Source organism: Flavobacterium silvaticum (assembly GCF_012911565.1).
Taxonomy (GTDB): Bacteria; Bacteroidota; Bacteroidia; order Flavobacteriales; family Flavobacteriaceae; genus Flavobacterium; species Flavobacterium silvaticum.
On the sequence record NZ_JAAMPU010000100.1, the window covers coordinates 90,124 to 112,456 of the forward strand.

Genomic DNA, 22,333 nt, shown 5'->3' on the forward strand with positions numbered 1-22,333 from the left:
ATATTGTTACACCCTGAAAACGTTGGCGGCAACCTTGAAAGAACTGACGGAATTGATGTAAAATTCTTAACAAACACAGATTCTATTTTTGAAATCAGAGCAACAATTAAAATCAACACAATTCTCATGGACAGTATCAATACCAACCAAACCGAAGACAATTTCAAAAATATATTCGGATCAGAGGCAATCCAAAAAATCAAGGACCTCGCTTCCAAATCCGGCGGCTGTTTCTTTTGCACCGATATCGAAACCGGAAAGCCTTTCGCGACCCGTCCGATGGCTCCGGAAAGGATAGATGAAGAAGGGAATTTCTGGTTCCTAAGTGCTTCCGACAGCCATAAAAATGAAGAATTGAAACAAGATTCACATGCCCAATTGCTGTTTCAGGGTTCATCTTACAGCGACTTTATGAGTTTGTATGGAACCGTCGAAATTTCTAAAGACAGGCAAAAAATCGAAGAACTCTGGGATGCCCAAATGAAAGCCTGGTTTACGGAAGGCAAGGACGATCCAAGGATTACCGTTCTTCAATTCAAACCGACTGAAGGTTATTATTGGGATACGAAACACAATATGGCCGTCGCTTTTGCCAAACGCCTCATTGGTGCCGCTATTGGTAAAACTATAGATGATTCCATAGAAGGTAACATCAAACTTTAATCACCCAAGAATCAATACATATGGCCCTCAAATCCAAAATCCTTTTTTCAATCGTAACCCTTTTTTTCATAACCGTCGGATGTAAAAAAAACGATGGTCAATTGTCATCGGATCCAAAAGACCGCTACACGCTTGAACAATCTGAACTTCGGCCATTTTTCCAGAAGCATCCGGAATTCAAACCGTACCAAAAAGACCTCGAAGCCTTATACGCCAAACACGCGAATAAAATGATATGGTACGATAAGGACGGACGAGTCGATTTCGCCGAAGTCTTGTTCGACCAGACGGCGCAACTCGAATCTGAAGGTGTTCCGGTTTCATTGCCATACAAATCGGAATTCGACGATATTTTCGAAATGCGTGATACCAAAAAGCCGTCACCCGAAGACGACCTCATGATTTCGGCCATGTATTTTTTCTACGCCAAAAAAGCAATTTCGGGTGTCGATACGAAGCAGAGCAGAAGTACAGGCTGGTTTTTGCCCCGAGATAAAGTGTCTTACGTGGCTTATCTCGATACGTTGCTCAAATCTCCCGATTTAATCAAGGAGAAAGATGCCGAGCGGTTTTCCCAATACAATAATTTACGAAAAGCATTGGAGAAATATCGGGCGATTGAGCAAAAAGGCGGCTGGCAAACCATTGCTTTTTCAAAAGGAAAAAAAGCGTTTAAAAAAGGCGATTCAGATCCCGTAATCGGACAGGTGCGCAAACGGTTGGCACTGTCGGGCGACTTGAAGTCTGATTCCGGAAGCGCGGTTTTCGATCAGGAATTGTCTGATGCCATAACGACTTTCGAAGCACGTCGTCATCGTGAATTTTCAGGGATCGATTCAGATTTGGTTGCCGATTTGAATATACCCATATCGGAACGCATCAAGACTATTGTGGTCAATATGGAACGCTGCCGCTGGATTCCTTCGGATTTTGAAAAAAATAAAGAATATGTCTTCGTCAACATTCCCGAGTTCCATCTGAATTACGTCAAAGATTCGAAAACAGCCCTGGAATCGAATGTCGTCGTGGGTGAAGAGCTCAATAAAACTGTCGTTTTCAGCGGAAAAATGAGCTATCTGGTTTTTGCGCCATATTGGAACATCCCGAAAAGCATCGTCAAAAAAGAAATTCTTCCGGGAATCGAAAAAGACAAGAATTATCTGTCGAAACACCATATGGAATATTACAATAACGGACGCAACATCCGCCAGAAACCTGGTGATGAGAATTCGCTTGGCCTTGTGAAATTCATGTTTCCGAATACCAACAACATTTATCTGCATGACACACCAGCCAAAGCCTTATTTAACAAAGAGGAACGCGCGTTGAGCCACGGCTGCGTTCGTGTCCAGAAAGCAAAGGAACTCGCGAACCTGATCCTTAAAGACGATAAAAACTGGACGTCTGAAAAAATCGATGAAGCCATGCATGCCAAAGACCAGACGCAATATTCCTTAAACAGAAAAATTCCGGTTTACCTCGCGTATTTCACCGCTTGGGCAGACGAACATGGGAATGTGGCTTTCTTTGATGATATTTATAGTCGGGATAAAAGGCTTGCAGGCTTGCTTTATAAAAATTGATACACGTCACATTGATTTCAATACTGATTTCAGGTCAATCGCATCCTCAAAAAATCCTTTCCACAGATCACCTTTTTCTTTGAGTCGTTGCGGAATCGTGAACAGGTTGTAATCTGATAATTTCAAACCATCCGAAATCTCATCCCATTCCAAAGGCGTACTGATTCCGGCTCCTTCACGCGGTCGTAGCGAATAGATGCTCGCCATGGTCTTTCCGCGGCCGTTCTGTAAAAAATCGAGATAAACTTTCTTCTTCCGCTTATCTGGCAGACGTTCCAGGCTTGTGATATCTGGCAGTTGCTTGTGGACCATCTGGCTTATGATATGGGAGAATTCACGCGTCTGTTCATAAGAATACTTTGGTTTGACGGGAATGAAGACATGCAACCCGTTTCCGCCGGAGGTTTTGATATAAGCCGGAACTTTAAGCCCATCAAGGATTTCCTTAAGGACTTTGGCGGTTTTGACGATATTTTCAATCTGAGCGCCTTTTGGATCGAGGTCGAAAATAATATAATCCGGATTATCAAGTGTTTTGATCCGGCTGCTCCACGGATTGATTTCGATACAACCCATATTCACCATATACAGCAACGTGTCTTTGTTGTTGCATATGAGCCATTCGACAGGTTCACTTTTGGAATCGGCTTTGATTATCGCGGTCTTTGTCCAATCGGGAACCAAACCGGCGACGTTCTTCTGGAAAAATCCCTGGCTTTTGATACCGTCGGGCGTACGACGCATAGATTGCGGACGGTCTTTTAGATAAGGAAGGATGTAATCTGCAATGGCGTTATAGTATGCAATCACATCGCCCTTAGTGATTTTTTCTTTGGGCCAGAAGATTTTATCGGGATTAGAAAATTCGACTTTTTTGGAGAATTTCTTCAAATCGGCGACCGTGTATGATTTGGTTTCTTTTGCCATTTTTTTGGTTGGTTTTTTAGCCGATGGTTTCGGTTCGTCTTTTTCTGAAGCAGTTATTTCCGGTAATTCCAGTTTGACATCCGTGGCCGCTTTATCTGTCCGAAGGCCTTCATACACCGGATGCCGCATGGAATTCGTTTCGGTGAATTCCGAAAATTTGATGTTGGCCACTAATTTCGGCGTGACCCAATGTACCTTTTTCTCCTTTGGCGGATTTTCAAAGGGCGACGATTGCCGCTCTATTTTTTCGAGTTTCGATATCAGGTCTTTTAAAATATCGTCTGTGTAACCGCTTCCGACTTTTCCCGAATACATCAGTTTTCCATTCTGGTAATAGCCGCATAATAGTGCTCCGATCCCGATGCGGTTTCCGGAAGGTTCGGTATAGCCGCCAATGACCATTTCCTGGACTTTTCCGGTTTTGATCTTGAGCCAGTCTTTACTGCGTTTGTTGGTGTCGTAAGCCGATGCGATGCGTTTGGCAATAATGCCTTCGCCGCTTTGCTTCTGTGCTTTTTTGAATGCCTGTTGTCCGTTTCCGACAACATGATCGGAGTAAATCACCGAATCGACTTTAGGCAAAACGGCTTGGAGGATTTTCTTTCGCTGTAGCAAATCGAGCCCTCGCAAATCGAATCCGCCGAAGTACAAAATATCGAAAACATAGAATTTGAGTTTGCCTCGGTCCGGATTGTCTTCGCGGTTCTGCAGCCATTGGAAGTGGCTCTTGCCTTTGGTATCTTCCATGACGATTTCCCCGTCAAGAATCATATTTTGTTTCAGCCCTGATAAAGCATCGGCTATTTCCGGATATTTTTTATCGAAGGACAAACCATTCCGTGATATCAAATGACAAGTTCCGTTGTGGATTTCGGCTGTGCTTCTATACCCGTCGAATTTGGTTTCGAACAGCCACTCTTGATTATCAAAAGGCGTGTCGGCCAGTGTTGCGAGTTGCGGCCGCCAGCCGGAAGGGAATTTTGTAAGTTTTTTTGCATTGGCTAAATCTGCTGCGGAGAACGCGCTTTCATCTTTCTTTTTGATCTTTTTTGGAGTTGACGATGATTTCTTCCGATTGCTTTGCCATACGTCATCACCTTTGGAAATGGCATCGAAATCGCGCCCGGTCAAAACTGAATATGGGTCATATGTAATGTCAGTACCCGAAAATTCATCTTTGTGCTTGATCAGCAACCATTGGTTTTCACCCCGTCCATGCATTTCGACAAGCGCCCACGAACCTTTGAGTTTTTCACCTTCAAGCACGATTTTGATCGAACCTGAAGCATGTTGTTTTTTCATCAAGGCGTTGTCCTTTGAAACATCGTCGTTCGCTTCGGCATGATAGGTTCCAATGTCCCAGACCATGACCGTTCCGCCTCCGTATTCGCCTTGCGGGATGGTTCCTTCAAAATCGATGTAATCCATAGGATGATCTTCCACATGCATCGCCAATCGCTTGTCTGCCGGATTTGCAGACGGACCTTTCGGAACAGCCCAACTTACCAGAACGCCATCGATTTCAAGTCGGAAATCATAATGCAAATGGGAAGCCGCGTGTTTCTGGACTACGAAACGCAAAGCTCCTTTGGATTTTTTTTTGATTCCTTCAGGCTCTTTTGTCTTTTTGAAGTCACGTTTTTGGTTGTATTTGGTCAGCGACATAAGGGATAATCTAATTTTTTATAGCTTCCAGGCTTGCCCGCAACTGATCGAGCAAGTCATCGGCCGGATGGCGTTCCTTTTTGGCCGGAACAGCTTTTTCGACCACTTTTTTTCCTTTTGCGGCGGCTTTCTTTTTAATGAGTTTGAGCAATTCGTCTTTGTAGGTGTCTTTGTATTTTTCCGGTTCGAATTTATCGGTGAGCTGGTCGATGATCGTCATGGCCATATCGATTTCCTTTTTGGTGGCGGAAACTGTTTTGCCCGGAAGTTTGAGTTCTTTCGGATCGCGCAAATCCTGGTCAAAACGCATCTGGATTAAAAGGATCGCATCCTCTTCAGGTTTCAGGATGCCGATATGCTCGCTTGATCTGATGATGAATTTACACAGACCTACCTTTTTGGATTCTTTCAGTGCATCACGTAACAGGGCATAGGTTTTGGCCGCAGCCTTTTCAGGTTCGATCAGATATGGCTTTTCCAGATATTTGGACGGAATCTCATTCTCTATGACAAATTCGAAAATGTCTATGGTCTGTGTTTTTTCAGGCATCGCTTTCGCAATTTCATCTTTATCGAGAACCACATAATCGCCGTTCTCCTTTCTATACCCTTTTGCTATTTCATCCCACGGAACTTCCTTTCCGTCTTTGCGGCAAATACGTACATACTCAATCTGGCATTGGTCTTTTTTGCGGATCATATCCAGATCGATTCTATGTGTCACAGATCCACTGTATAATTTCACCGGTATGTTTACCAGACCAAAGCTGATTCCGCCTTTCCAAAGTGCCTTCATAATCAATACTTTTTATGAAGTTCATACAATAAAGCTGGTAATGCTTTATAATATTTTAAACCTTTTTTATAGTTTTTGGGCGGCAAATTCCATTTGATATACGGCGATTCCAACACCTATATGATAATGGTGTAACAAAGCTGAACAATTGTGTAAACTGTAACAATGCTTATTCGTAAACTTTGCATTTCGGCAAATCACGAGGCCGGTAACTGAATTTCCAACGACTACGCCCACATCACAAAACACATGGATTACACACGTCAATGCCTTTTCATAGACGACGATGCGGACGATCAGGATTTCTTTTGCGAAGCCGTCAAATTTATTGATCCAGCCATGGAATGTTTTTTCGCAGACGATGGCATCCAGGCAATCAACAAACTCGAAGACAACGAGAATTTCATCCCCGATTTTATATTCATAAACATGAATATGCCGCGTATGAGCGGACCGGAATGCCTGGCTCGGATTGCTAAAATGGAGCATTTGGCTAAAAGCCGTATTTATATGTATTCCTCTTCGTCAAATGACCAATTATTGAATGAAGTTCGTACATTAGGGGCTCAGGATCTACTCGTCAAGCCATCGTCCATCAGCGAAATGCGGGCGTTGCTTGAGCGTATTTTGTCCTGACTTAATCCATGTCAAGACCTGATCATTCCATTTCCGGCACGCCCGATTCGTTTGGCTTGCAAGTTGGCGAAGCTACTCTTGGCCCGCAACTCATCAATATATTCCATCAGGCGCCCGTCGCCATGTGTGTACTTACTGGCCGTGATTTAGTGGTTACGTTTGCCAATTCCGGTATTCTGGAAATATGGGGGAAGACTTCAGAAATGGTCCTCAATAAACCATTATTTATAGGTTTGCCAGAGGCCGCTATCCAAGGTTTCAAATCCATTCTTGAAAAGGTGTTCACAACAGGTGAAACATTTATCGCTAACGAAATGCCGATAGATGTAACTACCGACGGTGTCACCCACCATAGATTCGTCAAGTTTATCTATCAGGCCATTCGCGATGAAAAAGAGAACGTAATGGGAATAATGGTCATAGCGGAAGACATCACCCAAAGCGTCACTGCCAGGAAATATAAGGAAGCCAATGAAATTCGCAATAAATTGGCAATTGAGGCTGCAAACATGGCCAGCTTTGAATGGATTTTCAATGACTCGCAATTTATCTATTCCGAAAGATTACCCCAGATTTTCGGGCTTGACCCAAACACCAAATTCAGGCAGGAACATTTTATAGAACTGATTCATCCGGAAGACCGCGACATACGCGATAAAGCGATACGAAAAGCCATGAAGACCGATACGCTGTTTTACGAAGCCCGTATCATCTGGCCCGACAATTCCATCCATTGGATACGGTTGAGCGGAAAAGTGGAACGCCATAACGAAGAAGCCATCAAAATGTACGGGATGGTACTCGACATTACCGAACAACGCGAACACGCTGCCTTGCTCAAGGAACTCGTACAAAGAAGGACAAAAAGCCTCGAAAGGAAAAACCGCGAACTCCAGGCCAGTGAACTGCGTTTCCAGCGCATGACGGAAGAGGTGGAAGATTACGCCATTCTGTTGCTGGATCTTGACGGAACCATATTGAACTGGAACAAAGGAGCGGAAAAGATCAAAGGCTATCGAGAAGATGAAATCGTCGGTAAAAACATCACTGAATTTTATCTGCCCAGAGACCGCAGGAATAAACTTCCGGAGAAACTCATCCGCGACGCCTCTGTAAAGGGACGTGCCACACATGAAGGCGAACGCATCCGCAAAGACGGAACTGTTTTTTGGGGCAGTATCACCATCACCGCCATCCATGATGAAGACGGGGAAGTCATCGGCTTTTCAAAGGTGACACGCGACCTGACCGAAAGGAAACTGGCCGAAGACCAATTGCGCCAATACACGGCCGAACTTGAATTCCGCAATCAGGAACTCGAGCAATTCGCCTATATCGCCTCACACGATTTGCAGGAACCGCTGCGCAAAATCCGGATGTTTACAGGAATGCTGGCCGATAACCTGGATAACCGCGAATTGGTTTCGAAATATTACGAAAAGATCGAATCATCGGCGGCAAGAATGAGTGATTTGATCCAATCGGTACTTAATTACAGCAGGCTCGACAAGACCGAGAACAAGTTCGAAACCATAGACCTGAACCAGATTGTTTCCCATGTATTATCTGATTTTGAATTGCTGATAGAGGAAAAACAAGCGGTAATCCTGTGTGATGTTTTGCCTGTACTACGCGCCATTCCGCTTCAAATGACACAGTTGTTTTCCAACCTTATCGGCAATGCGCTTAAGTTCTGCGAGAAAGAACCACGTATTACGATTGGTTGTTCAAAAGCCGATGCGGAAATGCTTGGATCGGTGAGCCAATTGGATGTAAAGAAAGAATATTATCGCATTTGCATCAAAGACAACGGAATTGGTTTCGAACAGAAATACGCCGAACAGATTTTCACCATTTTCCAACGCCTCAACAGCAAGTCCACCTACGAAGGAACCGGAATCGGCTTGGCCCTGTGCAAGAAAATCGCCGAGAATCACAGAGGAAACATAACCGCATCGTCCGAACCCGGAAAAGGGGCGGAGTTCTGTATTTTCCTTCCGGTTTAAAACGGATAACCTATCGCCAGGTTGAATATCAGGTTTTCTTTGCGCCATGACGAATCACCAAACGAAACCTGGTCGATTACCCATCGACTGCCATCAGGAAGCCATGGTTTGCGTATTGGGAAAGCCAGGTCTAGGCGAAGGATAAGGAACGACAGGTCGACGCGTATACCCGCTCCGGTTCCTACGGCGAGTTCATTCAGGAAATCACTGCTGAATTCGGCTCCGGGTTTATCCGGATTTTTCTGCCTGAGCCAGATGTTTCCGGCATCCACAAACAAGGCTCCATCTACGACACTGTAAATCTTTGTCCGTAATTCAGTGTTCAGTTCCAGTTTTATATCACCAGATTGGTCGGCGAGGAAATCATTCGGGTCCGTATCTTCCCTAAACGTCCCGGGGCCTAAAGATCGCGCCCGGAAAGCCCGTATGCTGTTGGTTCCGCCAATAAAGAATTGTTTGATATAAGGCATTTCCTTGGAATTCCCGTATGCATAACCATAGCCTGTAAGTAAGCGGCTTGCCAGTTTGGAATTCTTGCCGAGCCTGAGGTAATGCCTGAATTCGGCTTCGAGTTTCACATACTGGCTGAATGGAACGCCAAACACAGATTTTTCATTTCCGTCACGCACATTTGCACCGGTGGCCAATCCAGCGATTGTTCCTGCCACGTCAAGTCCGGCTTTGAAATAGATGGTATTTCGTTTTTCGGCCTGCATGGTATTGGTATACGTATAGGAATAGGTCGGGCCGAAAATAAGTTGTTTCTCGACGACTCTTTTAAGTGTCCCGGTGGAATCGGCCTCTATTCGCTGCTGGTATTCATCGGTCACAAAACCCGGATTCACATAGGTGATTTCGGTAACATTGTACTGATGTTCCTTCCTGATGTTTTCTTTCCACGAATAGCCAAAAGAAGCCTTGAAATTGTTGAGCGAATACAATTGCGACCTCAATTGGTATTCGTAACCGATGCTTGCTTTCGTTTTAGGCACGAAACCACTCGAACTCTCAATGGTGAATGGTGTCAGGAAACGTGGCCACGTCAGGCTTACGTCAGATCCGACCCGATAAATATTGTATCCCTTGTTCTGGCCTGAAAACTGAACTTCCAATCCGCCGAAAGCAGAAACCTGTAACAATTCGGCTCCTTTGAAAGCGTTGCGATGGCTCCAGTTGACGTTGAGTTCGGTTCCGGCGTAATTGGCGGAATTCGTTTTGGCAAGAACCTCCGTACGGATTGACTTTTTGGTCAGTGGCGTCAGGTAGTAAAAAGCATCGAGTTTGTCACCTTCTTCATCATCGACAACCCTGAATTCGTTCTTAACGAATTTGAAAACCCCAAGGCTGATAAGTCGGTTCAGCGACAGATTATGCGCCGTGCGGTTATACAAATCTCCTTTTTCGAAATACAAAGTCCGGTCAAAAATGCGGGGCTTGAAAAGTTTTTGTTTATCGATGATGACAAAATCACGGTAGTAGGTCACATCTGTAGAATCAATTCCGACGGTATCCTTACGCACGGTAAAACTCGGGTAGATGAAAATATCGTTGATCTTATAAATCTTTCTGGCCGATTCGGGAGTTTCGTTTTTGACACGAACGATCATGTCGACTTCATGTTTCCCGACCGTGCTGTCAACCTGGACTTTCAAATAATCGGGCCCGAAAAAATAATAGCCTTTTTCCTTCAGTCGTGCATCGATTCGCGAACGTTCGCTTTTGATGATGTCCAGATCATATCCGGCTCCAACCTTGAGTAACGATTCGGAACCATAACTGGCTATCGTGCTGTCCAAAGCGGTAGAATCTGATGGAAACGTAACCGATTTGATGTAATACCTCGGGCCGGGCTCAATCGTGTAATCGGCGGTCGCTTTTTTGCCGGAACGCGTGGAATCTGCCGAAGCCATAGCCTTGAAATAACCCAGGTTCTGTGCGTTGTTCTGGATCAGGTCTGCATTGTAATCGAGTTTGACCTGGCTGAACAAAACAGGAGGCTCGCCAACTTTATTGCGCAACCAGCTTCTGAGGCCTTTCTCTTTTTTAGGTTTGCCCGCAAGATTGTAGATGTATAATTTTGGGCGCAACCCGAGGAATTTCTTATTAGGTTTAGGCCGCAACAATTCCTCTAAACGGGCTTCAAGTGCCTTGCGCTCTTTTTTGGGCATGGTGCTGTCTTTGACCCTGACGCTTGCACCTGTGTACAGCAATTCACCTTCGGGCAGGTATTTTGTGTTGCTGCACGCCCAGAGTGTAAGGACAAATCCAAAAAGGAGGAATATTTTAATTCTCGGAGTCATCGTCTGTTGGGTTAGATTCAGGTTTTTCAGCCGCTTTCTTTTTCGCCTGGCGTTTCTTTTCTTTCTGGCGTTTTTCCTCGCGGATCAGTTTTTTCTCTTCGGCCGTCCTATGGAACAACTCACGGAACAGGTTATAATCCATGGTAATCACGAACGCCACGCCGGTTTCAATGACCTGGCCTTGTAAAGCCACCTGGTATTCGTCTTTGCGATAGGCACGCACCGAATAGCGTCCGTCGCGTGTGAGCATGTAATCTACCGCGACGTCTCCGGCTATATTCGTGGTTTGCTCGTTTGCCTGTTGCGGGCCTTCGAGGTTGAAATTGCTTCCCACGGTCACTTTCAACCGGTCATTGAATAGTTTTTTGGAAACAGCTACGTTGAGGTCGGTTCGGTTTTCACGTTGGCCTGTGGTGTAATCATCTGTAGATTCCAATCCGAAATCGACTTCAAAACCTTTGATAAGATCGCCGGCGAGGTTGTTCAGTTGTTGCGATAAAAGCTTGCTGACACTCTGGCGTGCCATAGATTCGGCCGTGACGCTTCCGGCTTCGCTTGAAAACGGATTTTCGCCAATGAACCGATTGAGCAACAGTAACGCAAACACCTGTTTGTTCAATTCGTTTGGATCCTGACGTAATTGCTCGAGCTTTGTCCGTGATGCATCCACTATATCAGAAGAAACTCCATAGTTTTTATCCGGCAACTGAATATCGAACGTAATTTCCGGCTTCAGCAATTCACCATTCATTTTGAGCAGTGCCTGGAACGGCAGGACTTGCTTGTATTGATTCTGGATTGCAGGTCCTTTGGTATCGAGCTGGTTCCCGATAAGGTCAATAGGGGCCGTATTTGCCGTATAAATAGCGGTTATACTGATATTGGCCGTTGTTGGTTCACCCGTCCACAACAAATAACTTCCTTTCTGGATGTCGAATTTGCGTTTGATCAGGTTGAACGACATTTCATACGAGCCTTCTTCGAGTTCATACCGGCCTGTGAGATTCGTTTTGCCCGATGGATCTATGCCTCCGTTGAGCCTTGCTTCTCCTTTGAGCTTGAGATAGTCGCCGTTCGATTTATCGATGATCATCGAAAGCTCGGCGTTTTTGTCGACTTCGATATTCACATCTATATCGAATCCTTTGAACTTGGTTTTGACAAGCGAATCGTTGACCACGAGATTTTCATTGAGTTCCGGATGATCCTGGTCTATGAATTCGACCACGCCTTCACGGTCGACGATTCCCGGGTCTGTCTGTGGCAGCACGACGGTCATTTTGGTTTTGTCGTTTACTTTCAAACTGCCGTCCACAACGGGTTGATCCATGGTTCCTTTGATGTTGAGACGCGTGTCAAGATATAATTGTCCGTAGAACAAATCGTTGTCTTTTTCTGTCGAATTCACGGCCCGGAAATTATTGGCCCGAACAGCGAGGTTAAAGCCATAATCTCGGTAATCGGGCGTGAGGATCTTTCCGTTAATGTTGAGCTTGTTGCCTTCTTCATCGACCAATCCGAAGTTGTCGAACCGGATTCCTTCCTCATTGAACCGTATGACTTCGTCAGTGACTGTAAACGCAGAATTGATTTCGGTCACCTTGAACTTTACATCCCTGAAATTGATGTCGCCGTCAATTTTAGGAGCATCGGTAGTTCCCATGATTCTGAGTTTTCCGTCCAGGTAACCTTCGCTGTCGGCCAAAGCGCCAAACGTGAATGCCTGTACACTTTTCATCTGGAGTTTAGCCATATTCAGGTCAAGGTTCAATGCTTTATTGGTGCTGCTATACGTTCCTGAAATTTTCACATAGTTATCATAACCGGATATAGCAACATCGGCGTTGAACGTATTGGCTGTTTTGTTATCGACTTTTATACTCAGATTTCCAACGGTATCCCGGCTGACACTTAAATCTTTGATGGTCAAATCTGAGGTGAAAACCGGATTCGTCATCAAATCGACCAGATGCACGCCGCCATCGATTTTTCCGGAAACCTCAAATCCGTCATCGGTTTCTTTCTGGATCATTTTTGTAATCGTACCGATCTCGAAATCTTTGAAGGTCACGTCCAAAGGTGCATTGGTATTTTCATTTTGAGATTGAAGTGATAGTTGGCTTCCCTCACGCGATATGTCGAATTTATCTGCAAAAATCCCGTTTCCGATGCGTATCAGGTTTGCCGGATCAACATTCCACGCATCATAATTCAGGACCAATCCATCGTTATTGAGGTGGATTTCAGATTTTTGATCCTTTGCGTTGAAATTACCTGCAATCAGGTATTGTTCCTTTCCTTTTTTATCGCGTACCCTCAACGTATACAAAGCTTTATTGTCTTTGACCGAACCATACAATTGGGTGTCGTACAGCTCGAAGGATTGGTTTTCAACCTGGTCGATGTCAATGATGTAAGCAAGTGAATCGGCTTCCGTGTGAATATCGATCGCGGTTCCCGTGATGGTATTTCCGGCATATACCAAACGCGGGATCGTTCCGGAAACAGCAAGAGAATCCGTTGCGGAATTATAGCCGCCCCGGAATTCTATCGGTTCAAGACGTGTAAGGTCAGGCAGCAGTTTCACCAGCACCGGATCGTTTTTGACCGTGAGATGAAAATTGAGCCTGTGGTTTCCGGTGTCTTCCTCACGTGCTTCGCTAACCGGTTTTGTATTGTAGAATTTGGAAATGGTTTTCTGGATGGAAGCTGCCAGCTTGGTCAGTTGGTATTTTCCTTTGACTTCCGCCTTTAGGAATTGTGACTTGAGGCTGATGGAATTGCTGTCCGCAGTAGAAACCGCGACGACGTTTATAGAATCGAGCTGGAACTGGTCTTTTTCATTAGCGATTACAAAATGATAGGCATTCAGCGTTCCGTTGAGGTTGTCCGGATCGGTTGAAGTAAAATCGGCATCGACTTTCCCTTTGAGTTTCATCGGGCCGGCGTGCAGGTTCAGTTTATCCAGGTCGGCCATGTCTACATTGAGCTTCAGTACGGCTGCCGGATATTTGTCCCTGAAGTTTCCGCTCGCGATCATATCGAAGGTCAAATTTGGATCGGCCATGGAAGCCACGACGTTGAACTTCCCGTTTTTGATATCGCCTTTGAGGTTGAGGTTTTTGTAAGTATAACCGTTGAATTCCGCCTTGACCAGTTTTCCATTCAAATCAGCGATAGCCGTTTTCGGGTCGAGGCCTTTTCCTTTGACCTTCGCGTTGAGGCTGAAGCGTCCTATTGAATCGTTGCTGATTAATTTACCAACGTTGAAATTATCGAGCGAAACCATGGCGTCATACACCTCGGCATTTTTCTTCCGTCCGTCAAAATAACCTTTGATTTTAGCACCGCCATAGCTTGTATTCAACCGGACATCGGCGTTAAGGTTGTCAGGTTTACCTTTGAATGTGCCTGAGACGGAAATGTTCGCCGGCAGTTTTATGTTGTCCGGAATGGTTCCGTTCGGCACAAACGAATAAATGTCTTTTGATGTCGTCGTTACTTTTCTGATATCGAAATCCATCCATGCCTTTTTGGCGTCAGGCAAACCGATGATGTGGGCACTCGCGGCGATTGATGTAGATCCGATGCCGCTGACTTCAAGGTTTGGAATATATAAATCGGAAACCTTGCCGTTGATTTTGCCGTTGATTTTTAAGATTGCGTCTTTGTTGCCTTTGAATGGTTCGGAGTTTTCAAGGTTCGGTACAAAAAGCAAAATATCGCTGAACGCCACTTTACTATGGTCGAGGTTAGCGTTGACTTCTAGGTCTTTTAGATTGTCAGACAGTGTTTCTATCGATTCATAACCGGCCGACAGTTCATTTTTGAGCAGTGTTTTTGGTGTCTGCAGATAGAAATCCTTGAGATACGATTGCTTTGGCCCATACAGGAAATCAGCATGGAATTCCTGGATATCGACACCACTTTTATCTTTCATGGCGAACGAATCGACGCGGCCTGAAATCGCTTCGGAATTATATTTCAGGTTTTTGGCAGACAGATGAACCCCCGATAAATCCAGATGTTTGTAATCGATCCCTTTGGCGACCGGAGCGGAATTTTGGTCGTCGAATTTGAAATCGACATTCGTGATGGCTGCTTTTTTAAGTTGCACATCCCAACCTTTCGGATTGTTTGCGACAGCAGATTTTGCTTCGGTTTCCTTCCGTTTCGGTTGGTTGACTTTTCCCAGTGCGAAACCACCTTTGAGTCCGTCGAGTTCGAAATTATCGATTAAAATCTGTTGTCCGCGGATGTCGGTCTTGTTGAATTTTGCTTTTAGCTTATTGAGGCTCAGACCCGAATTGAGTTTTGTACCCTGATTGTCGTATCCGATGGAAATCTTCGAAAAATCAATTTCCCCAAGTGCGAGTGAAAAGCCTGAGTCTGCGGCAAGTGAATCGGCGACTTTGGCTGTATTCTCTCCGATTTCGCGTACGAGCTCACCTTGACGGAGTTTGAGTTTCAATCCGTTCATTGCAATTTTCGGAATATCGAAGTCGGATTTGTCGAGGTCGAATTTGCGGAATTTCGTATCGAAATGATTCAATGTAAAACCAAGGTCGTTTTTGGTGACGGCATCATTGAAATCTACTTTGATACGGTCGAGATTGATGTTCCTGACCGATATTTTCAAAGGAGCCGAAGTCGTGTCTTTCGGTTTGCCCGAATCGAATGCCTTGATGATGTAATCGAAGTTGAAAACGGAATCGCGGCTTCGGGAAATCTTCGCGGTTATGCCTTCGAGCGATACGGAATTGATTTCGACTTCATTGCTCATAAGCTTGAAAAGGCTGATGTCGACGGCAATCTTATCGCCAGAAAGCAAGGTGTCTTTATCCTGCCCTTCAAAATAAAAACCTTCTATGATGACTTTTTTGGGAAGACCGATCTCGATTCTGTCGATTCGCACTTTAGTTCCAATCTTTTCCTCAAGGTAGGTAACGGCTTTTTCACGGATGACATTCTGGATGGCTGGAATCTGGATCAGTACTACAATCAACAGAAAAAGCCCGATCACACTTCCAATGATCCAGGCAGTTATCTTAAGACTCTTTTTTACGTAGCGATTCAACGAGCCAGCTTTTTTTAAAGATACGGTTTCTGTTTTTCATTACATCGTCCAGACAATGTTTTGATATGAAATCACCTACAAAAATCCGTCATATTGATCAGTTGTAATTATACCAATCTGGTTCGCACTTGCAGGATTTCCATAAAAAAAGCCTCTCTGTACAGAAAGGCTTTTGAATTCTTGGCTACCAATTTAAATATTGAGCAAAAAGGTTTCTTTGTTCAGTGCTGACGTGTGGAATTGCCAGTTGATGCTTAACACTTCGGTCAATACTTTTTTCAATTGGGTGAAATCATTTGGTTTGCGAATGTAGATGTTGGCGCCATTGATGAACGTATCTTCCATATCTTTCTCGGAGTTGGAAGTCGAATAAATGGCAACCGACAAATCTTTGTACTTTGGAATCGTACGGATTTCCTTAAGACATTCAACACCTGACTTATACGGCATGTTCAAATCGAGGAAAAGAATATCCGGCAATTTGTTTTTCGCATCGTCGAGATAGGCAACCAGGTCGCGTCCATCTTCCAACATGTTCAGGCTCGTTTCAATCTTTAACTCGCTTAGGGCGTCGCTGAATATGCTGCGATCGTCCTGGTCATCATCTACCAACAGGATTTCAACGATGTTTTTCTCGTGGATCATAAAAGGGAGTTTACAGACGTAAAAATAACTATTAAATCGAATATTCAGTTATGTATCCTCTAAATTTTAGCAGGTAAATACACCGAAAATGTAGAACCTTTTCCAAGCTCACTTTCGGCGGTAATGAATCCGTTGTGGTTGTTGGCGATCTTGCGGCATATAGCCAATCCAACACCCGTTCCTTCGATTTTGGTTTTACCGTGGAGCCGCTGGAATAACTCGAATATTTTCTGGCGGTATTCCATATCGAACCCAATTCCGTTATCGGTCACCATTATTTTCCAGAAAGGCTGGTTGTCGCGTTCCGGAAGTTCCAACTCGGTTGCAGAAATGGAAATATGCGGGGCAACATCAGGCTTTGCATATTTCAGGCTGTTGGAAATCAGGTTGTGGAACAGCTGCTGGATTTGCAACGGAATAACGTTGAGCATAGGTAAGTCGTCCCATTCGATGTTCGCATTGCTTGTCCGGATGGCTTCATCAAGACCGGCAATGGCTTCTTTCAATGGACGGTTGAGATTGGTCTTTACGCGTTTGACTTCTTCAGATTCCGTACGTGAATATTCGAGCAATGCCATGATAAGGTTCTGCATGCGTGCAATGGCCGAACTGATGCGGTCAAAATACTGGAGCGACTGATCTGAAAGCGTATCTTTCTCATTTTCAAGAATGCGGCTGGCAAAAATATTTACTTTTCGCAATGGTTCCTGCAAATCGTGTGAAGCGACGTAATTGAACGATGCCAGATCTTCGTTGCTTGATTGCAGTTCGTTGTTCCGGTCAATCAGTTTGTGGTTGAGCGACTTGAGTTCTTCTTCTTTGCGGATACGTTGGGTGATGTCACGCGCTACGACAAGTACGCCATAAATCTTTTCATTTTCATCCAGTAATGGAATGATAAAATCTTCGAACCAGGCTTCAGTCACGGCAGATTTATAGACCGGATTGTGCACCGTTTCGCCCGAAAGTGCCCGCAGCGTATCCAAATGTCCCGGCGAATTGCGCACCTGCGGAAAAATATCGAACAGGTTTTTGCCGATTATTTCAGTTCCGAGCCCATATAATTTCCGGGCTGCTTTGTTCATGCTGATAAAGTTCATCTGATTATCGTACACGATCATGATGTCTACGGATGCATTGATGACTTTTTCGGAGAAATCTTTTTGCTTACGTAGTTCTTCGGCTTTGAGTCGCAGCTCTTCTGTGCGTTCGGTAACTTTTTTTTCGAGGATTTCATTCGTTTCGTACCGATCCTGAATATCCATGCAACTGCCGGAATAGCCTTTGAACTGGCCTTCTTTTCCATAATGGGGCACGCCTTTGCTCTTGACATATCTGTAAATTCCATCGTGCCGTCTCAGACGGAATTCCATTTCGAATACCTGCCGTTTTTCAAAAACAGACAGGAATGTTTCGGTAACCAGCAAAATATCGTCCGGATGAATGCTTTCCTGCCAGCCGTTCTGCAGTTGTTCTTCAAGGGTTTTCCCTGTAAATGTGAGCCATTCTTTGTTCAGGTAAACGCATGTGCCGTCGGCATCTGAGAGCCATATCAAGACCGGTGCGGTATCTGCGATTATTCTAAAATGGTCGTCTATGGGTATGGCTGTACTCATGATTCAGGCAAGATTTGTCATTAGGTTGCGAAGTGTGGCTTCGGGATCATCGGTCAATCCCGGATGCGGCCTGGAACTTTGGATGATGGTACTTCTCACGGCAGTAAGCCACCGGAAACGTTCCGATAGTTCCATGGCAGCGATCGGCCCCGAATTTTTTTCTCCGTCAGCTATTTTTACGATCGATTCCAGGTTCTTCCGTATCACTTCGGTTTCACAATCACAATTTGGGAAAGCTGCTTCAAAACGGTTTGTATCCAATTTACAGATTGCCTTTAAAAACTTTTTGCGCTTGCAGAAAAGAATCACGCCGGCATTGAGGAATTCCTCTCTTTCCGGGCTTGGCACCACGCGAATCACCGCGTACTCATACACGTGAAGTTCGGGCGTCATTGGCTTGCTTTATAAAAATGGCGGAATGTTCCAGTCGGATGGAAAGGAAGTCGAGATAGGCTTTGCGGATGGCTTCGGGCGACATATCGGATTCTTCCCAATGCAACCAGTCATCCGGAATCAGGTTTACTATTTCTGAAAGCACTTCGCGATTCAGGATTTTTTTGAAGGCTTCATCGGCTTTTTCCAGTTCAGATGCCTGTGGCAAAAGCACGTGATCCTTAATCATTGCAAAAGGCGATTTTGCATGGCCTTCGACATCCGTGAACGCATGATGGAAATACAAAGACGCGCCGTGGTCAATCAGCCATAATTCTTTGTGCCAGATGAGCATATTGGTATTGCGGAAAGTCCGGTCGACATTCGTCAGATAGGAATCAAGCCATACAATTCTCGATGCCGTTTCCGCATCGACAGTATTTACAGCCGGGTCGAACGTGATGGAACCATCCAGGTAATGCATCGCGAGGTTCAATCCCTGACTTCCTTTTAAAAGATCCTGTATTTCTTCGTCAGGTTCGCTTTGGCCGAAGCGCTCGTCGAGATCCGCGAAAACCAATTCAGGCGTCCGAAGCCCTAAAATCCGCGCAATCTCTCCACCTATGAGTTCGGCTATGAGCGCTTTTACACCGTGGCCTGCACCCCGGAATTTGAGTACATATTTGAATCCGTCGTCACCATCGGCCAACGCAGGCAATGAACCGCCTTCGCGTAATGGGAGAATGTATCTGGTGACGTTGATGTGTCGCAATTGGATTTTCGGCATAAAGTAAATATACAAAAGGATTGTCGGAAAAACTACCGTCCGTTTCGTTCCAGCAGCGTAATTTCCACCACATTCCGGGGCGTCAGGGCAAAAATGCGCGCATGTTGCTGAGGTTCAACAATCCATTTTCCCGTGAATTCCCCGAATGCAGGTAAAATCAACTGTTGCTTTTCGAGATAAAAACACGAAAGGCTCATAAACTGCCGGCCTACACCTCTCAACGTCACGCCCGGATGAATATGTCCGCAAAAGGTAAAATGATTTTCGCGTATTTCAGGTTCGTGGGTGAACAGGAACGCGTCGGTCACGAATTCAGATGTCACAATGATTCTGGCCTGTGCGTAGGCTTCCGGTTTCAGGATATCGTGGTTTCCGGTGACCAACAGGATTTTTTCCGGACGCGACTGTGTCCAATGACAAAAGATGTCCCACTCCTTGTTTTTTTTGCTGTGGAAAAGATCGCCGAGAAAGCAGATGAGTTCCGCCCCGAAATAATCGGCGACTTCAGTCAACCGGCGGAAATTAGCCAGAAAAGCATTTTCCGGAACGGCTATGCCATGTTTGCGGAAGTGTGAGACTTTTCCCAGATGGACGTCTGAAATAAGCAACATCGATTTTTCCTTCCAGAAAATCGCTCCGGAATGATGCAGTTCAAAATGATTTTTTTCGATGCTGATTTCCAACCTAAATCCCTTTCATATAAGACGCCGTCATTTTCGCGATGCGTTCGGCCAATGATTCGCTTGACAGTTTTTCGCGCAAACGGTCGGTGATGATCGGGAAGCTGAACGGCGTGGGTTTTTCACATGCTTTCCATACGATTGCCTGTGATTGTATGCGTTCCAAAGCCTGGATCAACCGGCCTTCTTCCAGTTGGTGTTCGAACGTTTCGCGATAGGCCTGTTGCAAAAGTAGGTTATCGGGCTCATAATCCCTGAAAACTTCAAACAACAATTGGCTGCTGCTTTGCAAATGTTTGGCCTTGACGATTTTTCCCGGATAACCCGTAAAGACCAATCCGGCGATTACGGCGATATCACGAAATTTACGCCGTGCCATTTCGGTCGCATTAAGGCTTTTCTGCAAATCGTGATGGACATAGGAAGTTGAAAACAAATCGTTGTCGATGACCGATTGCATGTCTATTTCCTTATCAGACAACAATTCGAAACCATAATCATTATAAGCCAGCGAAAAGGTAATAGGTTCGAGAAGCGAGATGCGATAGGCGAGGAGTGATGCCAGGGCTTCATGCACGAAACGGCCTTCGAATGGATAAAAAATGGCGTGATAGCCTTCGCGCGTCTTGAAGGTTTCGATAAGGAATTCCGTCGATTCCGGCACGATCGATTCTTTGCGCTGTCGTTTGAAGATTGGTTCCATCGCGGCAAGTTCCGGCGATTTTTTGCCGTGGTTGGCACCGTACAATTCCTGCCTGAGCAATTCGCTCATTTGTGCCGATAGCGCCAATCGGCCGCCCATCCATGAAGCGAAACGCGTTGGTTTGCGACTGGCTTTTTTGACCAGTACCTGCATGTTTTTGACGCGGTATAATTCGAGCTGTTTTCCGGCGAACTGGAACACATCGCCCGGTTTTAATTTGGATATGAACCATTCTTCGATAGATCCGATAAAGCCTCCGCTCATGAATTTGACTTGCATGACGGCATCGCCCACGATAGTCCCGATTTGCATGCGATGATGCGTGGCAATCGATTTTTTATTGATTTTGTAACGTCCGTCAGCTTCGATTTCGACTTTCTTGTATTCGTCGTACGCCTGCAGGCTCTGGCTTCCTTTGGTGATGAAATTCAAAATCCATTGCCAGTGGTCGCGGTCCATGGCCTGATAGCAGAATGTCGTTTTGACTTCGTTGAAAATGTCATCCGGGAAGAATCCGTCCGAAACGGCGAGTGTGTTGCAATACTGGACCAAAACATCCCACGAATTCAAATACGGGATACGATCTTCAACCACAGATTTTTCAACGGCTTTTTTTAGTGCCGATGCTTCCACGAGTTCAATCGCATGCGTCGCCAGAAAATAAATCAGGCTTTCCTTTCCGGGTTTATGGTTGGATCTGCCTGCGCGTTGCATGAACCGGGCGACACCTTTTGGGCCGCCAATCTGGATGATGGTTTCCACGGGCGCAAAATCGACCCCAAGGTCAAGACTCGATGTACATACGACAGCTTTTAATTTTTCATCGCGGATGGCATTTTCGACCCAGATTCTTACATCACGGTCGATGCTTCCGTGGTGCATGGCAATCTCGCCGGCAAAATCCGGTTCGTAATCCAAAAGCCGCTGATACCAAAGCTCACAGGCCGACCGGACATTTGTAAAGATCAAAGTTGTCCGGCTTTCCTTGATGATTTTTGCGACCTCGCCTATCAGATGGAAACCCATGTGGCCACGCCATGGATAGCTCTCCATTTTTTCAGGGATGATGGATTGCACGTTGATTTTTTTGTGCAATACTGCTTTGACCAAAACCGAATTGTGGTATGCTTCTGAATCCGGGCCGAGCAATACCTGCCTTGCCTGTTCGAGATTTCCGATTGTCGCCGAAATTCCCCATATGCGAAGATTTTTGCAAACGGTTTTCATTCGTGATAAGGCGAGTTCCATCTGGACGCCGCGTTTGGTGCCGAGAAGCTCGTGCCATTCGTCAACTACAATCGCAGAACAATCTTTCAGGATGTTTTCGTACCCTTTTGTGGCAAGCAGTAATTGCAGGCTTTCGGGTGTCGTGATCAATAAATCGGGCATTTTTTTGAGCTGTTTGGCCCGTTCACTGACCGAAGTATCGCCGGATCTTATTGCCACTTCAAACGGAACTTCGAGACCTTCGATCAATCGTTCGGCCGCTTGTTTTATTTCGACGGATAGTGCGCGCAACGGAGTAATCCAAATGGCTTTCAAACCGGATTTATGTTTTTTTCCTTCTGCCTTTTTGAGGTAATCGAGTATGATTGGAACCCATAACGCGTATGTTTTTCCGCTTCCTGTCGGAGCATTCAATAGACCGTTCCTGCCTTGGAGAAAGGCTGTCCAGGTGTCTTTCTGGAATGGGAAAGGTGTCCAGTTTTGGGAAGCAAACCAGGATTCGGCGAGGGAAAAAAGTTGGTTTCGGTTCAATTCTGATTACTATTAGGAAGTGAAAATCTTAAGTGAGGATGGGATCGTACATGTTATTATTGAAAGTATACTTCAGGATAGTGAATTATTCACGATAATATATTGAATGGTCAAGAGGG

14 protein-coding genes are annotated in these 22,333 nt (G+C 45.2%); 4 read left to right on the forward strand and 10 right to left on the reverse strand.

Annotated features, from left to right (window positions below):
- Window positions 1-126 precede the first annotated feature (126 nt).
- Window positions 127-663 (forward strand): pyridoxamine 5'-phosphate oxidase family protein, encoded by a 537-nt coding sequence (locus G6047_RS04920; RefSeq protein WP_169526368.1) that lies wholly within the window; start codon window positions 127-129, stop codon window positions 661-663.
- Window positions 664-683: 20 nt separating this feature from the next.
- On the forward strand, window positions 684-2,246 hold the full coding sequence (locus tag G6047_RS04925) for a L,D-transpeptidase family protein (RefSeq protein ID WP_169526369.1): 1,563 nt from the start codon (window positions 684-686) through the stop codon (window positions 2,244-2,246).
- Between the two features lie 6 nt (window positions 2,247-2,252).
- Here the strand turns inward: G6047_RS04925 and ligD are convergent, their stop codons facing one another.
- Together ligD and ku are read right to left on the reverse strand one after the other, a co-directional pair.
- The gene (gene ligD, locus G6047_RS04930) at window positions 2,253-4,838 is read right to left on the reverse strand and encodes a DNA ligase D (protein WP_169526370.1); all 2,586 of its coding nucleotides are present in this window, start codon (window positions 4,836-4,838) and stop codon (window positions 2,253-2,255) included.
- Between the two features lie 10 nt (window positions 4,839-4,848).
- A complete protein-coding gene (ku, locus tag G6047_RS04935; protein WP_169526371.1) occupies window positions 4,849-5,634 on the reverse strand; it encodes a non-homologous end joining protein Ku in 786 nt (261 codons plus the stop codon).
- A 249-nt stretch (window positions 5,635-5,883) separates the two neighbouring features.
- On the opposite strand from ku, the gene G6047_RS04940 reads away from it, so the two are divergent.
- Window positions 5,884-6,270: a response regulator gene (locus G6047_RS04940; RefSeq protein WP_169526372.1), complete on the forward strand. Its 387-nt coding sequence runs from the start codon at window positions 5,884-5,886 to the stop codon at window positions 6,268-6,270.
- Between the two features lie 8 nt (window positions 6,271-6,278).
- Window positions 6,279-8,276, forward strand: a complete 1,998-nt coding sequence (locus tag G6047_RS04945) for a PAS domain-containing sensor histidine kinase (protein ID WP_169526373.1) — start codon at window positions 6,279-6,281, stop codon at window positions 8,274-8,276.
- On the opposite strand, the gene tamL is transcribed toward G6047_RS04945, so the two are convergent.
- From tamL to G6047_RS04985, 8 genes are all read right to left on the reverse strand, one after another.
- Entirely contained in the window at window positions 8,273-10,576 is a 2,304-nt protein-coding gene (gene tamL / locus G6047_RS04950) for a translocation and assembly module lipoprotein TamL (protein WP_169526374.1), read from the reverse strand. The genes G6047_RS04945 and tamL overlap by 4 nt on opposite strands.
- Entirely contained in the window at window positions 10,560-15,653 is a 5,094-nt protein-coding gene (locus G6047_RS04955; RefSeq protein ID WP_169526375.1) for a translocation/assembly module TamB domain-containing protein, read from the reverse strand. Before G6047_RS04955 ends, tamL begins: the two co-directional genes overlap by 17 nt.
- A 192-nt stretch (window positions 15,654-15,845) precedes the next feature.
- On the reverse strand, window positions 15,846-16,298 hold the full coding sequence (locus G6047_RS04960) for a response regulator (RefSeq protein ID WP_169526376.1): 453 nt from the start codon (window positions 16,296-16,298) through the stop codon (window positions 15,846-15,848).
- A 59-nt stretch (window positions 16,299-16,357) separates the two neighbouring features.
- Entirely contained in the window at window positions 16,358-17,914 is a 1,557-nt protein-coding gene (locus G6047_RS04965) for a PAS domain-containing sensor histidine kinase (RefSeq protein WP_169526377.1), read from the reverse strand.
- A 3-nt stretch (window positions 17,915-17,917) separates the two neighbouring features.
- Window positions 17,918-18,307: a DUF3037 domain-containing protein gene (locus G6047_RS04970; RefSeq protein ID WP_169526378.1), complete on the reverse strand. Its 390-nt coding sequence runs from the start codon at window positions 18,305-18,307 to the stop codon at window positions 17,918-17,920.
- Window positions 18,282-19,073 (reverse strand): HipA family kinase, encoded by a 792-nt coding sequence (locus G6047_RS04975; RefSeq protein ID WP_169526379.1) that lies wholly within the window; start codon window positions 19,071-19,073, stop codon window positions 18,282-18,284. The genes G6047_RS04970 and G6047_RS04975 overlap by 26 nt, the downstream gene beginning before the upstream one ends.
- A gap of 32 nt (window positions 19,074-19,105) precedes the next feature.
- The gene (gene pdeM, locus G6047_RS04980) at window positions 19,106-19,756 is read right to left on the reverse strand and encodes a ligase-associated DNA damage response endonuclease PdeM (RefSeq protein WP_169526380.1); all 651 of its coding nucleotides are present in this window, start codon (window positions 19,754-19,756) and stop codon (window positions 19,106-19,108) included.
- 1 nt (window position 19,757) lies between these two features.
- Window positions 19,758-22,214, reverse strand: a complete 2,457-nt coding sequence (locus tag G6047_RS04985; protein ID WP_169526381.1) for a ligase-associated DNA damage response DEXH box helicase — start codon at window positions 22,212-22,214, stop codon at window positions 19,758-19,760.
- Between the last annotated feature and the right edge of the window lie 119 nt (window positions 22,215-22,333).